The 15,313-nt window shown below is 35.9% G+C and carries 17 protein-coding genes; 8 read left to right on the top strand and 9 right to left on the bottom strand.

All coding sequences use genetic code 11. The annotated features are described in order from the left end of the window. The gene (gene xylA, locus ACOZIR_RS18535) at positions 1-1,338 is read right to left on the bottom strand and encodes a xylose isomerase (protein WP_045289537.1); all 1,338 of its coding nucleotides are present in this window, start codon (positions 1,336-1,338) and stop codon (positions 1-3) included. 234 nt (positions 1,339-1,572) lie between these two features. Here xylA and ACOZIR_RS18530 point away from each other — a divergent pair, with 234 nt between their 5' ends. Then, entirely contained in the window at positions 1,573-2,730 is a 1,158-nt protein-coding gene (locus tag ACOZIR_RS18530) for a xylose repressor (protein ID WP_045289894.1), read from the top strand. A 266-nt stretch (positions 2,731-2,996) separates the two neighbouring features. Here the strand turns inward: ACOZIR_RS18530 and ACOZIR_RS18525 are convergent, their stop codons facing one another. Continuing rightward, positions 2,997-3,893, bottom strand: coding sequence for a TetR/AcrR family transcriptional regulator (locus ACOZIR_RS18525; protein WP_045289539.1), 897 nt, complete (start codon positions 3,891-3,893; stop codon positions 2,997-2,999). A gap of 267 nt (positions 3,894-4,160) precedes the next feature. Between ACOZIR_RS18525 and ACOZIR_RS18520 the strand changes: the two genes are divergently transcribed. Further along, complete coding sequence (locus ACOZIR_RS18520; protein WP_045289540.1) at positions 4,161-5,393, top strand: cytochrome P450; 1,233 nt, start codon at positions 4,161-4,163, stop codon at positions 5,391-5,393. A gap of 202 nt (positions 5,394-5,595) precedes the next feature. On the opposite strand, the gene ACOZIR_RS18515 is transcribed toward ACOZIR_RS18520, so the two are convergent. Continuing rightward, positions 5,596-6,060, bottom strand: a complete 465-nt coding sequence (locus tag ACOZIR_RS18515; protein WP_045289542.1) for a hypothetical protein — start codon at positions 6,058-6,060, stop codon at positions 5,596-5,598. Between the two features lie 216 nt (positions 6,061-6,276). Between ACOZIR_RS18515 and ACOZIR_RS18510 the strand changes: the two genes are divergently transcribed. Both ACOZIR_RS18510 and ACOZIR_RS18505 read left to right on the top strand, forming a co-directional pair. Then, complete coding sequence (locus ACOZIR_RS18510) at positions 6,277-6,699, top strand: CBS domain-containing protein (protein WP_016763757.1); 423 nt, start codon at positions 6,277-6,279, stop codon at positions 6,697-6,699. A 65-nt stretch (positions 6,700-6,764) separates the two neighbouring features. After that, positions 6,765-6,890 carry a hypothetical protein gene (locus ACOZIR_RS18505; protein WP_013056562.1) on the top strand — a complete coding sequence of 42 codons (126 nt, stop codon included), beginning with the start codon at positions 6,765-6,767 and terminating at the stop codon, positions 6,888-6,890. 61 nt (positions 6,891-6,951) lie between these two features. On the opposite strand, the gene ACOZIR_RS18500 is transcribed toward ACOZIR_RS18505, so the two are convergent. Next, positions 6,952-8,001 carry an aldose epimerase family protein gene (locus tag ACOZIR_RS18500; protein WP_045289545.1) on the bottom strand — a complete coding sequence of 350 codons (1,050 nt, stop codon included), beginning with the start codon at positions 7,999-8,001 and terminating at the stop codon, positions 6,952-6,954. 189 nt (positions 8,002-8,190) lie between these two features. After that, on the bottom strand, positions 8,191-8,715 hold the full coding sequence (locus ACOZIR_RS18495; RefSeq protein WP_045289548.1) for a DinB family protein: 525 nt from the start codon (positions 8,713-8,715) through the stop codon (positions 8,191-8,193). Positions 8,716-9,031: 316 nt separating this feature from the next. Between ACOZIR_RS18495 and ACOZIR_RS18490 the strand changes: the two genes are divergently transcribed. Then, positions 9,032-9,925 (top strand): sigma-70 family RNA polymerase sigma factor, encoded by an 894-nt coding sequence (locus ACOZIR_RS18490; protein WP_310878924.1) that lies wholly within the window; start codon positions 9,032-9,034, stop codon positions 9,923-9,925. A gap of 63 nt (positions 9,926-9,988) precedes the next feature. Here the strand turns inward: ACOZIR_RS18490 and fsa are convergent, their stop codons facing one another. Both fsa and ACOZIR_RS18480 read right to left on the bottom strand, forming a co-directional pair. Continuing rightward, the gene (fsa, locus tag ACOZIR_RS18485; protein ID WP_013082751.1) at positions 9,989-10,657 is read right to left on the bottom strand and encodes a fructose-6-phosphate aldolase; all 669 of its coding nucleotides are present in this window, start codon (positions 10,655-10,657) and stop codon (positions 9,989-9,991) included. A gap of 58 nt (positions 10,658-10,715) precedes the next feature. Further along, the gene (locus ACOZIR_RS18480; RefSeq protein WP_045289552.1) at positions 10,716-11,225 is read right to left on the bottom strand and encodes a hypothetical protein; all 510 of its coding nucleotides are present in this window, start codon (positions 11,223-11,225) and stop codon (positions 10,716-10,718) included. 490 nt (positions 11,226-11,715) lie between these two features. Between ACOZIR_RS18480 and ACOZIR_RS18475 the strand changes: the two genes are divergently transcribed. Further along, entirely contained in the window at positions 11,716-12,012 is a 297-nt protein-coding gene (locus tag ACOZIR_RS18475) for a hypothetical protein (protein WP_013082749.1), read from the top strand. 106 nt (positions 12,013-12,118) lie between these two features. On the opposite strand, the gene ACOZIR_RS18470 is transcribed toward ACOZIR_RS18475, so the two are convergent. After that, positions 12,119-13,570: an NADP-dependent glyceraldehyde-3-phosphate dehydrogenase gene (locus tag ACOZIR_RS18470; RefSeq protein ID WP_045289554.1), complete on the bottom strand. Its 1,452-nt coding sequence runs from the start codon at positions 13,568-13,570 to the stop codon at positions 12,119-12,121. A 525-nt stretch (positions 13,571-14,095) separates the two neighbouring features. Between ACOZIR_RS18470 and ACOZIR_RS18465 the strand changes: the two genes are divergently transcribed. Further along, positions 14,096-14,236 carry a hypothetical protein gene (locus ACOZIR_RS18465; protein WP_169746645.1) on the top strand — a complete coding sequence of 47 codons (141 nt, stop codon included), beginning with the start codon at positions 14,096-14,098 and terminating at the stop codon, positions 14,234-14,236. Positions 14,237-14,307: 71 nt separating this feature from the next. Here ACOZIR_RS18465 and ACOZIR_RS18460 read toward each other — a convergent pair whose 3' ends face one another. Then, on the bottom strand, positions 14,308-14,754 hold the full coding sequence (locus tag ACOZIR_RS18460; RefSeq protein ID WP_045289556.1) for a hypothetical protein: 447 nt from the start codon (positions 14,752-14,754) through the stop codon (positions 14,308-14,310). 328 nt (positions 14,755-15,082) lie between these two features. On the opposite strand from ACOZIR_RS18460, the gene ACOZIR_RS18455 reads away from it, so the two are divergent. Continuing rightward, positions 15,083-15,238: an aspartyl-phosphate phosphatase Spo0E family protein gene (locus tag ACOZIR_RS18455; protein WP_016763750.1), complete on the top strand. Its 156-nt coding sequence runs from the start codon at positions 15,083-15,085 to the stop codon at positions 15,236-15,238. The last annotated feature ends 75 nt before the right edge of the window (positions 15,239-15,313 follow it).

Here is a 15,313-nt window from a genome sequence, read left to right as displayed (position 1 = left end):
TTAAACTTCTAAAATATATTGATTTAAAATGGCCTTTAACCGTTCTTGTCTTCCTGATTTATTCACAATATTCGGATTTTTAAACGCGTACTGCTCCAGTGTATGGAAGTTAGCTTTTCCTTCCACAATCTCAAGCCCAATTCCCTCTTTAAAGCTGCTGTAGCGCTCGTTAATAACATTTTCGAAAACACGATCTTCTACTAATTTATGTGCTACTTTTAACCCTCGAGCAAACGCATCCATTCCTGCTACATGAGCATAGAGTAAATCGTCTTGTTCAAAAGAACCTCTGCGCACTTTAGCATCAAAGTTTAATCCTCCGCTGCCCAGCCCTCCATTTTGCAGGATTTCATACATTGCTAGCGTTGTAGAATATAAATCCGTTGGGAATTCGTCTGTATCCCAGCCTAAAAGAGGGTCACCTTGGTTTGCATCCACTGATCCTAATAAGCCTTGTACTCTGGCTACTCGTAATTCGTGTTCAAATGTATGCCCAGCTAACGTTGCGTGGTTAGCTTCTAGATTAAGTTTGAAGTATTTATCTAATCCGTATTGTCTTAAAAATGAAATAGTTGTTGCTGCATCGGTATCATACTGATGTGTCGTAGGCTCTTTAGGTTTAGGCTCAATTAAAAACTGCCCCGTATATCCAATTTCGGTTGCGTAATCTACAGCCATATGCATAAATCTGGCTAAGTTATCTAACTCTAACTGCAAATTTGTGTTAAGCAGTGTTTCATATCCCTCACGGCCGCCCCAGAATACATAATTTTCTGCACCTAGTTCTTTTGCTGTTTCAAGCCCCTTTTTTACTTGAGCCGCCGCATAAGCAAATACATCTGCATTACAAGAAGTAGCTGCACCATGAACGAACCGGGGATTTGTAAACATATTCGCTGTGTTCCATAATAACTTTACGTTACTTGTTTGCATGTATTCTTTGATCATAGTGACGATAACATCAAGATTTTTATTTGTTTCTTGCAACGTACTGCCCTCCGGAGCAATGTCTCGATCATGAAATGCGAAGAATGGAACATTTAATGTTTCAAAAAGTTGAAAAGCTGCCTCAACTCTCGCTTTTGCTAAATCCATTCCATCATATCTATCCCAAGATCTTTGCATAGTAGCTGCGCCAAAAGGATCCGTACCATCTGCTGTAAACGTGTGCCAGTAAGCAACAGAAAAACGCAGCTGATCTTTCATCGTTTTACCGCCTACTACTTCTTCAGGGTTATAGTATTTAAAAGCTAAAGGATTTTTAGAATCTTTACCTTCGTATAAAACTTTGTTTACGCTTTCAAAATAATTAATTTTATTAGTACTAGTTTGGACCATTTGTCATTTCCCCCTTTGATTTAAGTGAACAAGTTTATCCATCAACTATCTTAATTGAGTTAGTTTGTTTATCCAATAAACTAACTTTATCTCATCATATACAAAATAAATGTTTTTTTCAATGTTTTTTTTAGAAAATTTAGTTATAATATTAGATATGATACTTTTAAATATCTAATTCAAGCTTCAAAAAACACCAACTTAGTTCGATAGATAAACAAAGGAGTGGTTATTATTCAAATTGCAGATCAAGCTTTAGTAAAAAAAATGAATCAAAAATTAATATTAGATGAAATTTTAAAGAACTCCCCTGTCTCCAGGGCAACTCTCTCTGAGATTACAGGATTAAACAAGTCTACTGTCTCCTCCCAAGTAAATACACTGCTTGAAAAAGATTTTATTTTTGAAATTGGGGCAGGGCAATCTAGAGGTGGCAGAAGACCTGTAATGCTTGTTTTTAATAAGAATGCAGGCTACTCGATTGGTATTGATATAGGAGTCGACTATCTTAACGGAATTCTAACCGACTTAGAAGGAAATATTATTCTCGAGAAGACTTCTGACTTGTCTAGTTCTTCCGCTAGTGAAGTAAAAGAGATTTTATTTGCACTTATTCATGGTTTTGTAACCCATATGCCTCAGTCCCCTTATGGTCTAGTCGGAATAGGAATTTGTGTTCCAGGTCTTGTAGATCGTCATCAGCAAATTATTTTCATGCCTAACTTAAATTGGAATATCAAAGATTTGCAGTTTTTAATTGAGAGTGAGTTTAATGTTCCGGTTTTTGTTGAAAATGAAGCTAATGCAGGAGCATACGGTGAAAAAGTATTTGGTATGACAAAAAACTATGAAAACATCGTTTACATCAGTATTAATATCGGAATTGGAACTGGACTTGTTATTAACAACGAATTGTATAAAGGTGTTCAGGGTTTTTCTGGGGAAATGGGTCATATGACGATAGATTTTAATGGACCCAAATGCAGCTGTGGAAATCGAGGCTGTTGGGAATTATATGCTTCTGAAAAAGCGTTACTGGCTTCGCTCTCTAAAGAAGAAAAGAATATTTCTCGAAAAGAGATTGTGGAACGCGCAAATAAAAATGATGTAGAAATATTAAATGCACTTCAAAACTTTGGCTTTTATATCGGAATTGGATTAACCAATATTCTTAATACATTTGATATAGAAGCTGTTATCTTGAGAAATCATATAATTGAATCTCATCCTATTGTTTTAAATACGATTAAAAACGAAGTTTCTTCTAGAGTCCATTCTCATTTAGACAATAAATGTGAACTATTGCCTTCTTCGTTAGGAAAAAATGCACCTGCTTTAGGAGCTGTTTCTATCGTTATTGATTCTTTTTTAAGTGTTACCCCTATAAGTTAGTTAAGTGAACGTAAAGGTTAGCAAACTATATCACGTTTGATCTTAAGAATGAAGAAGCTACTTTCGATGAATTGATTTGCTATAAAAGGGAAAGAATTACCCTCTTCTATTAAGAGTGTTAGGTCTGTCTCCACCCTCACCTTTTCATCCTATGCAGCCAGTCACCTATCATAACGGCAACTGGCTGTTTATATGTTATTAGCAACCTGCTCTTTTCTAAACTACGGAGAGTCTTGCCTTTTGGGTTAGTTTACCTGCTTTTCAAATTATGAATCATGTCTTGTCAGAGTAGTTATGACTTCCTTATATTCCTCTAACTCTTTGGTCTGTGCGAGAGTATTGATTTTCTCTAGCGATAAAAGAGAGTTCTGAATAATAAATGTGCGAGGCTCCGTATCATTTTGCAGTAATTCATCCGATATAAACGTAACAAATTCTAGACTTCTCTTTCGTTCCTCTTCATTTGTTAGTTTATTTTCAATCACCCGTTTTAACTTCGCAGTTACACGCGTCAGATCTGTCGAAAAATGACTTTCTGTTTTCTCATTAAATACCGCAGAGTAAACGGAAGGGTTAAATAACTGTTCTTTTTGTTCTGCTACTTCGATTACGATTTCCTCTGTACGCTTCATACAATAACGGACAATTTGTTCAATAGGTAATGGATAGTTCAGCGCTTTGTTCATTTTAAACATATTGTTAAGCATTCCTTCTAGCAGCACAGCTCCATCAAATAAATAAGGAGAAGTCTTAGACGGAAAAATCTGCTGAAAACGTTCATATATCCAGTTGAATGTTGCCGCTTTTAATTCTTCTATATAATGAAATGTTTTAACTTCATTTAAAATGAGTGTACTCTCAATCATTTCAGGAATTTTGTTTTGCTCTGCAAAGTTCATCATAAAGATCATCTGTTCTTGAAATCCCTTCTGATTATCCTCTCTATATTCAATGGCTACTTTTTCTCTTTGTAGAATAAGTGATTCTTGCAGAGACGAAAGTAATGAGATAAGCAGTTCGCTTTTAGATGAGAAATATTTATAAAATGTTCCTTTTGAAATCCCGCTTCTTTCTAATATATCTTGTACCGAAGTGTCTACGTATCCTTTTTCCATAAAAAGCTGGTGTGTATGCCCTAAAATATCGAGCTGTTTTTGATTCATTGCTGTTACTCCTCTGTTTACAATTTACTTTTTATTTAGTATAACTTATCTGCCTTTTCCTACGTGAATTTTATCCTTTTTCCTTGATAACCAAGTAAAAATAATTATATACTATTAGTACATTTTTATACTATATGTATAAAAATGTACTAATAGTATAGGTTAATTCGACAAAGTAACTATTTATCTAGCAAGTGACAACTACTGAGCGCTATGTAGCTAGTAAATTCCAAATCTATACCTATTCTGAAGGAGGAATAAGATCATATGAACAAAGAAGTCATTCCCGTTACAGAAATTCCAAAATTTCAATCACGTGCAGAAGAGTTTTTCCCTATCCAATGGTATAAAGAAATGTTGAACAACTCCCCCGTTTATTTTCATGAAGAAACAAACACATGGAATGTATTCCAATACGAACATGTTAAACAAGTCTTGAGCAACTACGAATTTTTTTCAAGCGATGGACAAAGAACCACTATTTTTGTTGGAGATAATAGCAAGAAAAAAAGCACGTCTCCAATCACCAATCTTACAAACTTAGATCCTCCTGACCACCGGAAAGCGCGATCTTTGCTTGCTGCTGCCTTTACTCCTCGCAGTTTAAAGAACTGGGAACCGCGAATCAAACAAATTGCAGCAGACCTTGTAGAAGCGATACAAAAGAATTCAACTATTAATATTGTTGAAGATTTATCTTCTCCTTTTCCTAGTTTAGTTATAGCAGATTTATTCGGCGTACCGGTAAAAGACCGATATCAGTTCAAAAAGTGGGTAGATATTCTTTTTCAGCCTTATGACCAAGAAAGATTAAAAAAGATTGAACAAGAAAAGCAACGTGCAGGAGCTGAATATTTTCAATACCTCTACCCGATTGTCGTTGAAAAGCGCTCCAACCTTTCTGATGATATTATTTCAGACTTAATTCAAGCGGAAGTTGATGGTGAAACATTCACAGATGAAGAAATTGTGCATGCTACCATGCTGCTTTTAGGTGCAGGAGTTGAAACCACAAGTCACGCCATTGCAAATATGTTTTATTCTTTCTTATATGACGACAAGTCGTTATACAGCGAGCTGAGAAGCAATAGAGAATTAGCTCCAAAAGCAGTAGAAGAAATGCTTCGATATCGGTTTCATATCTCCAGACGAGATCGCACGGTTAAACAAGATAACGAGCTATTAGGCGTTAAGCTAAAAAAAGGAGATGTCGTGATTGCGTGGATGAGTGCATGTAATATGGATGAAAATATGTTTGAAAACCCTTTTTCTGTAGACATTCATCGTCCAACTAATAAAAAGCACTTAACATTCGGAAACGGACCTCATTTTTGTTTGGGCGCCCCTCTTGCCCGACTTGAAATGACAATTATCTTAGAAGCATTTTTAGAGGTCTTTTCTCATATCGAACCATTTGAAGATTTTGAATTAGAACCGCATTTAACAGCTTCAGCTACGGGTCAATCTTTAACATACTTGCCCATGACGGTGTATAAATAAAGGTTATGTACGTAATAAAGCAGAGAAACGTGAAAGAGATTTACCTTCTCCGTCACGCTTCTCTTTTTGTTATTCCGCTATTTATTGCACTTTTAGTATCTCTGCTAAGTATTTATGTACTACACTTGAAAATACTCAATACCATTTACAATTGGCAGTAAACGAAACTTAAATGCCGATGAGCTCGTTAACGAACTATCAGCTATTGCCTTCTTTGCCTTAATACACCTTCTATAAAATGCTGATACAAATAATTAATAAGAGCAGTGGCAATTGAGATGAGAAAAAGTTGAAAGCGCGTCATGTTTACCATTTTATATACCTTCAGTTTTTCTGCCAGACTGGTCAAAGGATACGCAAATAGATAGTCAAATAGGACGTTAATTAACAAATATTTTTTGAAATTCCCATAAGTCAGCTTAAAGACCCAAAAATTAGCTATAAAAAACGGTCCAAAGATAAAAGATATATCGCTTGAAAATTTAGGGAAAAGAGGTTTCCTCACTTTCCACCACGTAAAGCTTTTAGATAACTCACTGATAAAAGCAATAACTAATGAACTAAATGTTAAAACAGGTAGGTATCTTTTAAAGACAAATTTATCAACTTTTACTATAGACAGCCAAGGCAATAAAAGTAATGCCAAAAGCGTTAACTTTCCTTTCATTATGTACCCAACTCCTGCCGTTACAAAAATGTAAGCTAAATCATATTCTTTTTAGTTTGTGTAATAGGCTCTTTTTTATGTGTTTATTACACTGTGTTAGTTCTTTTATTCACCTTTTATTACAAGATTTTTTGCTTTCAGGAAATTATTGATTCTCATATTCTGCATGTGCATGGAGAAAATACGGAGGTGAATGTTTAAAAGGAGGAATTAAAAATGACTACAGTACGTGAAGTTATGACTAAAGATGTGAAAGCTTGTGCACCGCACGATCCAATAACAGCAGCTGCAAAATTAATGCGTGATATTAATTGTGGCTCTGTGCCGGTGTGTCAAGAAAATCGAGTAATGGGAATGATCACAGACCGTGATATCGTGTTAAACTGTGTGGCGGATGGAAAAGATTGCAACACTGTGCATTGCCATGATTGTATGACTAAAGATGTAATTACGTGTTCTCCGGATACGGATATTCATGAGTGTGCACGTATGATGGCTGACCATCAAATTCGCCGCATTATTGTAGTGGAGAATAATAATATGGTTGGAATCTGTGCAATCGGCGACCTTGCGACAGTGAACGTATATGTTGATGAAGCCGGTGCGGCATTAAGCGAAATTTCTAATCAAGTTCATTAAAACTTTTTAGCATATAAATCCTTAATGCTTGTACAAAATAACCCTGTCTGCAAGGAGGTGCTAATATGCCAAATTTAAACGATAACAAATTTAAAAAGATTCAGTCTGAGAGTCAAAAGCAAGGAAAGTCTCAAGAGGAATATGCGGCTGAGCTTGACGCTAATCGTGCAAAAAGCCAAAAGAAAAAATAACAATAAAAAGGATTACAATCGGCAGAGGCTCGTTTGTAATCCTTTTTATCATCCCGCTTTGTTACAGGCGGCGATCAGTTATAAATGTATAGTGAGTATATGCTTCATACTTCTCACCGGGCTTTAATACACAAGAAGGAAAATGCTTATGATGAATAGCGTCTGGCAAACCTTGTGTTTCTAAGCAAACGCCAAGGTATTTCTCTGAGTGAACCCCTCTAATTTCGAACTCTTCGTCTAGATGATTCCCCGTATAGAGAACAACTGAAGGCTGATCCGTTTTGACTTCTATTTTGCGGCCGCTCGCAGGATCAAATAATGACATCTGATTTTCAGCTTCTAAAAGAAATGGATGATCGTATCCTTTACCCACTAATATATTTTGCGGATGTGTGGATTGCACTCCTTCCTTGAGACTATGCCCTTCTCTAAAATCAAATGGGGTATCTGTGACGTTTAACACTTCTCCAGTAGGTAAAAGATCATCATTCAACTCTAAGAATTGGTTACTTTTCAGCTTCAAAACATGATCCAACACCGTTTCTTTTAGATTTCCGCTTAAATTGAAATACGTATGATTTGTTAAATTGATAAGAGTATCTTGATCTGTTGTTCCTTCGTAAGAAATATGGAACTCATTTTTATTCGTTAATGTATACGTCACTTTCACTTCAAGGTTGCCGGGATAGCCTTCTTCTCCGTCTTTACTTACATATGTAAATTCAACGCCTACATGATCACTTGCATCAATTGTTTTGGCATTCCATATTTTGTGACTAAATCCTTCTGCTCCGCCATGCAAATGGTTGTTTCCTTCATTTTTCTCTAGACGATAGGTTTCATTATTAAGTTCAAACGCTGCTCCACCTATACGCCCCGCTACGCGTCCGACCACAGCTCCGAAATAAGGAGAATACTTTTGGTATTCTTCTATTGAATCAAATCCCAACACAACACTTTCAATCTTCCCTTCCGAATCCGGCATTTCAATATTTGATATCACACATCCATAGTCAAGGCAGGTGATTTTAAGCCCTTCATCATTTAATAAAGTATAAGCATGTACAGCTTGATTGTTTAGTTCGCCAAATTTCTCAAAATTCACTTTCATTTTTAATCAGTCCAATCCTCTTTTTATTCGTAAATTGCTTAACGGACCCTATATCTTATAAACATCGGATATGTTTTTATAGTTCCCTCTGCAATCCTTCCTGAATCTTCATTATTCTCATTTTATTGTAATCGTGTACATTTCCTAATTCAAGCTTGAATGATAAAGGCTGGCTACCGTTTGTCGTTGCTATTTCTTTAGTATTCCTAAATATTCTTCCCAAGGTCCTACATCTTCTCTGTATCGTTCTGCCATTACTCGAACAATTTGGGCGATATGCGTTAAATCGTGAGCAATCCAAGTCGAGAGCAACTCTCTGACTTTTACCTCGCCAAACTCCGGGTGTTCTCCTCTCATTTCAAGAAGCTTTTCATGCTTAATTAGAAGCTTTAGTTGTTGTAAATTCTGCATTCTTATCATGTTGAATTCAAGAAGCTTTTCATCAATCGAACTAGTAGATTCCTTGTGTAAATGAGCATAGCGGTCAAACGGAGGGAAAGCTTCCCCTTTTCCTTCTTGAAGGATGAATTCTAGCCTTGGTATCCAATTGTTTTTTTCTGCTTCTATTAAATGTTCTATTACTTCCGAGGTATTCCAAGTTCCTTCTCCTTCATTGCAATGCAGCCACCCTGCAGATAGTCCCGATAAAAATTTTTCAAGCGTTTGTGGCGTATGCTCAAGTATTTCAATCGCTTCTTTTAAATTAAAATTCATATAAATTCCCCTTTCGACAAATATGACTTTCAACGTAATAATAATGAGCTGTCAGTTATGTGAAAATTCTTGCGATTATAGTCAATTTTACCACAATTAACTTCTATTAAAGGTAGAAGCTAATCTTCTACTTACTTTAAGGCTTACTAAAACAAAAAACAGAACACATGTTTGGTTTTTCTGTAGAAATATGATAAAATATACATAGGCTAGAACGCAGTGAGTATCAGCCTGGATGGATACTGCTCATCGGTAAAATAGATTGCTAGCGACTTTTTCATCTTGAGCTTTCCGTTTGAATTGGAGTGAGACAACAGTGAGTAAAAATCAAAAGCGATGGACAAAAGAAGAAGATAGATTTCTTATCCAACACTATGGCGCTATGACGCTTCAAAAGATGGGTGAGCATTTACATAGAAGTAAGGAATCGGTTAATAAACGGCTTACTCGATTAAATCTTCGTGCTTCAGATACAGCTTTACGTAAAAAATGGACGCTTGAACAAGATGCTTTTTTACAGGAGAACATTGATCTCATGAATAACCGTGAAATGGCACACTCCTTAGGCAGAAGTCCTTCTTCTATTGCTACGCGCATAAAAGTTTTGGGACTAACACGAAAAACTGCGATGCGAAGATGGACAGTACAAGAAGACGAATATTTGCTAAGGTATTACGGAGTAAAATCCCTTTCGCGCATATCAGCTAAATTGCAGCGAAGTGTGCAAGCACTAGAATCGAGGTTAAGTCGTTTAGAGGTGTATGGAGCTAAATCGCACGTAGGACATATTACAGCGTGTGAACTAGCAGCCTGCCTTGAAATAGATGTTCATACAATTTACAAGTGGATTCATAAAGAGAATCTACCGTATAAAATGATCATCGCCAAGACAAGAACATTCATGGGAATTGACATTCAATCTTTTTGGAAGTGGGCTGAACAAAATAAATCGTGCCTTAACTTTTTTAAAATACCTAAAAATACGCTTATTCCAGAACCAGCGTGGGTGGATGAACAAAGAAAGCTAGACTATGTAAAGCGCCCTAAATACGAGCATAAAAAGTGGACAGCAGAAGAAGATGCCAGATTGTGGCGTATGTTTTATCAGGAAAAGCGCAATCAGCGAGAAATTGGAGAGCTGCTCGGGCGTTCGAGAAATAGCGTGCAGCGACGCTTAGAGCGTTTGCGTAAAAAGAAACTAGCTAGTTAAAATAAAAAAAGTTTGGAGTAAGCATAGCTTATTCCAAGCTTTTTTTATTGATATGATTTTTTGTTAAGCTTTAACTGCTTTTTCCCAATCTGCTGCAAATTTTTCCATTCCTTGGTCAGTTAACGGGTGTTTTGCTAATTGCTCAATAACAGCGTATGGAATTGTGGCAATATGAGCCCCTGCAAGTGCTACGCGCGTTACATGATCCGGATGTCTTACAGATGCGGCAATAATTTGAGAGTCGATATTTTGAACGCGGAATAACTCAGCAATTTTAGATACTAGCTGTACCCCGTCTTCTGAAATATCATCAAGACGTCCTAAAAATGGAGAAACATACGTCGCTCCAGCACGAGCTGCTAAAAGCGCTTGGTTTACTGTAAAGATTAGGGTTACATTTGTTTTTACGCCTTTTTTTGCAAGATAGCGCGTCGCTTCCAAGCCAGCCAATGTCATAGGCAGCTTAATCGTAATATTTTTATCTCCGTCGTTAATTTTAATCAGTTCTTCTGCTTGAGCGATCATGTCTTCAGCAGAAAGTGCGTCAGGCGTTACCTCAGCGGAAACGGATTCAACTTCCGGTACCATTTGAAGGATTTCTTCGATGCGGTCTTCAAATCTTACGCCTTCTTTTGCTACTAAAGATGGATTGGTTGTCACACCAGCCAGAACACCTACTTTGTATGCTTTCTTAATATCCTCAAGGTTTGCTGTATCAATAAAAAATTTCATCTCACTATTCCTCCTTATTGTTGTACATCAATCTGCATTTCAACTTGCGAACTATAGCCTAACCAATTTGTTGCAGGGCATATAGATTTTCTATAGAAGCGTTTTCAATCTCTTTTGCAGTTAATACCTTTAATTTTTCTAAAAATTGTATGGCGTCCACTCGGTCTTCAATGTCTTCTTCTGTACGAATATTCTCCGTTTTAATCTGATGGATACATTCGTTGATGACTTCTTTGTACGCATTCGTTTTGATAAACCATTCTGCTAATAGCGTTTTTGTTGCTTCTCTTTCTTCTTCACTTTTAACTGCAAACAAACTCTCTGTTTCCGTTTCACTCAGCATAAGGCTGCTAAAATCGTGATTCATACAAAGCCAAAAATAACCTTTTTGGCTATCGTAATACTTTCCTTCTCTTAAAAGAAAATACTTGATTCCAAATTTAATTTTATGAGATTGATTTTCTGAACTCGGCATATGAATTTCTTTTATTTCTACGCTTTCTGATACATCCAGATATGTTTCTAAACCGTACTTTGTATTCACTATTTTTGCATCCAATATGTCCATCCTCATTCTCCTTTTCTCAAATTCTATTTATTTTTATAAAAACAGAGGTCTGATTTTATGTAATAATGAATCCAGTTTTTGTGGATGTTTTTCTTAACCAACCGACATGTTTTACTGTTTACGCTTTCATTATATATCAGATTATTCGAAAAATCATCAAAAACAATCAAATTCATTCAAAAAAAGTCATAAAATCTTATAAAATAGTCAAAAAAGGTCATCATCTATTAAAAATAGATGAACTTTTATATTGATTGCTTGCTTCAATGTATTTTAAGGTAACTATCTCTGCAAAAAAACCGACTTTTATTACATACCCTCTATGCAAAAATATACCCTCCCATTTCACCAATTTTTCACTTTAACATGATATCCTGTAGTATAATTTTGTTTCACGTGCTAATTCCTATGAATTTTTGCTATTTAAGGTTATTCATTTTTATTAGTGGGAAAGTTACATAAATACAACACGTTATAGGGGGACTTTAACATGGATAAAAGAATTGAAACATTAAAAGAAAAGCTGCCTGATAATCATAAGGAGGTTGCTGTTCTGACCTCTCATATTTTTGATGCGCTTGATAAATTAACAACTGAACATCGCAGATATGTTGATATTTCAGCAGCAGCCAAAATAAAGCCGAATCCGGATGAAGAGAAAGCTTTTTTTGATACCATCTATCAAGTGAAAACACTCATTATGTCAGAGCTTGAAAAAACCGTTGAAGATATTGAGCACAAAGGTGATAAAAACTGGCATAAAAACTATAAAGATGGAATCGAGTGATAGGTAAATAAGACGTTTAAAAGCCTGTACTTTTTGGAGCACAGGCTTTTTCCTTTGAGATTCTCTACACTCTACTGGATCGATTTGGAGAGCTCTGGGAATTCAATTATTGAAGGTTTAATACCGTTACTTTTTCACGAGTCATCGATTCAATACTTTTACGAATGCCTTGAGCGCCCATACCGGATCCTTTTACACCGATAAAAGGGAAATGATCGGGACCGCGTTCTGTGCGGCCGTTGATTTGAACGGAACCGACTTCAATTTTATTTGCAATTGAGAAGGCTTTATTAATATCTTTTGTAAAAACGCTTGCTTGCAAGCCAAATTCTGATTCATTTGCTATGTCAACGGCTTCTTGATCAGAAGCGACGCGGATAATTGGTAACACAGGACCAAATGGTTCTTCCCATGCTACACGCATAGTATCATTCACGTCATCTAAAAGCGTAGGGTAGATAAGGTTTCCTTCCCGCTTGTTTCCAGTCACAACTTCTGCACCTTTTCCGAGTGCGTCTGCAATTAAAATTTGAATAAAGTCCGCTGCCTTGCTATCAATTAATGGAACGATCGTACATCCATCTTCAGGAGAACCCACTGATAGTTTATGTACTTCTTCTTTTAGGATGTCGACCAGCTCGTTTGCCACTTTTTCATGCACAAGTACACGTTTAATGGCTGTACAGCGCTGACCGGAATAAGAAAATGCTCCGCTGATAATATGTTTTGCTGCTTCCTGCAAATCTGCATCTTCACATACAATACCTGGGTCTTTTCCTCCTAGTTCTAGCACAAGAGGAATCATGCCTGCCTTTTTAGCTAACTGAGTACCCGTATTTGTTCCTCCGGTAAACGAAATCATGTTAATGCCTTTATGTTCAACTAAGTAATCACCAATTACAGATCCGCGACCCGTTACGACGTTTACAAGTCCTTGTGGAATACCTGCTTGATCAAGAGCTTCAATCATCTTAATACCGCTGATCGCTCCTTGCGTTGCGGGCTTGAAGATCACTGCATTTCCTGAAATAAGCGCAGGCGCCAGCTTAGCAGCTGACAAATTTACCGGATAATTAAATGGAGGAATCGCGAGGACAACCCCTAAAGGTACACGTTCAACAATGGCAACTTTAGACTTAGAACCTCCAGGAAAACTATCTCCTTTCATGCTTTCTCCATTCATATGAAGTGCTTCTTCAACTGTATAACGAATGAAATCAGCTGTGCGCACGACTTCATTCCTTGCATCTTTTAAGCTTTTTCCAACTTCTTTCATAATAATTTCGGCAATTTCACTCTGCATTTTTACCAGCTCATCTGCCCACTTATATAAATATTTTGCACGGTCTTGCAGAGAAGTTTCTGCCCACCCCTTTTGAGCTTTCTGTGCGGCATGTACTGCTTCATCGACTTCTTCTTTTGTGATAGCCTGCACTTTTCCAATCACATCATGACGGTATGGAGAAACAATATCGATCGTCTGCCCTGATTTGCTTTCTTTCCACTCACCGTTAAGATAAAAAGAATAAGTTGATACATTTAAAACCGTTGTTGTCATAAAAAGTCCCCCTTAATAAAAGTGAAATTAATTATCAAAATTTTCAGTCTTTTTTACGAATGAAAACTCTGTGAATATTTGAGCAAAAAGAATTCTACCTGTATTCATTTCTATAACTTTTATATCCCGTGTAACTTCCTTAATCTTATACTGCTTGCTTGTTGCCTTTAAAGCAGCAGCTTTTTTCTTTTTAACTCAAAACAAAGCCTCGTATAATTTAATGAATATTTCGTATTTTTAATATATATAAATTTCTTTCATTCGTACAATACAAATAAGTTATCTCAATGATTAATAATTTTAATGATTCATGTCCCGAATACGAAGAAATCTTTATGGTTTCCTACTTTTTTAAGTGAAATGTCTGTTTTAAGCTCCCTTGATTGTATTTACTTTGGATGGAAATCCAGACAATGCATACACTCTTTTTATTTTATGTGTTGAGAAAATAAAATAAGGGTATAAAATAAAGATAGGAAAATGAAAATGAAAGTAGAATATATATTCTAAAGGGAGGGATTTATTGTGATTGTTACTTTAGGTTTTATGGCATCAATTATTGCTTTGTTTATGCTTTTTACTAACCGGACGTCCAATATCCCGGAAGAAATAATCCATGAAACAACAAATGCCAATAAAGAAGAGCAGTATATGTATTATATATAAAGCGTCTTAACAGACGCTTTTTTGTTGCGCTTTTTACAAAGTCTAAAGCAGTTAGAAACGGCCCTCACCTATTATTTATCTTTATTTATCAGTGCCTGATAGCCATAAATAGTTAAACAGAAACTAATAAATGAAAAAAAGATATGTTTTGGTTTAAAGCTGACTAACGTAAATAAGTCCAATTTTTGATACAAGTAACTTAGCGGAAAAGCAAATAGTGAATCCATAAGTAAATTAACGAAGAAAAATCGTTTAAAGCTACCAAACGTAAAATGAAAGATCCACAGTGTTCCTACTAAAAAGGGGCTAAAAATAAAACTGCTATCGTTTAAAATTTTCCCTTTCCACCCTCCTTTTACCCTCCACCACTTGTAAGGAATAGCTAATGAACACATTCCAATTACTAACGATGAGGCAAAAAGAGAAGCGGGAAAATAGGTTCTAATTGATTTTTTTTGCATAAGAACAAGGGAAATCCATGGAAGAAGCAATTGAAGAATTCTTATGACATTGGGCATATTATTAACTTCTCCTTTCTTATGTTAACATGCCTAAATGTAATCGGATTATGCCTATATCCGCAAAACAGAGTAAGCTCTGTTACTCCGTGGGTTATTTTATAACCGGTGGAGCAATCATGACTAAGACAGAGTACAGCTTCCAGCAAAACGTTTAAGAGTTAATTCTTTTCAAATGAAAATATTTGAATTCAAAATACGACAGACTTCGACACTATCTATTTGTTACTATATTTTTTAGGTTATATTTTTAAGATTTGAACCGTTTTCACATAAATAATTCAATAATTTAAACCTTTAAAATGACGTGGCAAGTGGAGGAAACTTAATGTGTTTCAAATGTAGACTACTGCTGATAAAGATAGAATTTATACGAAAAATGATGATGATGATTGCCCTAGAAGAAGGGTTTACAAGTAGTAATACGATTAAAATCAGTCAGGATCTAGATGTATTGTTAAATCGGTTTGAAGCTACTTGTTAAGAAATGCTGGCTGATAACACAAAAAGGATCTTTCGATAAGATCCTTTTTTACTGTTGGTAGACGATTATTCGTTT

The sequence above is a fragment of the Priestia sp. D3YE.R1 genome (assembly GCF_049199565.1).
GTDB lineage: Bacteria > Bacillota > Bacilli > Bacillales > Bacillaceae_H > Priestia > Priestia aryabhattai.
The sequence above is the reverse complement of the archived record's forward strand: the minus strand, read 5'-3'. Positions and strand labels throughout refer to the sequence as shown.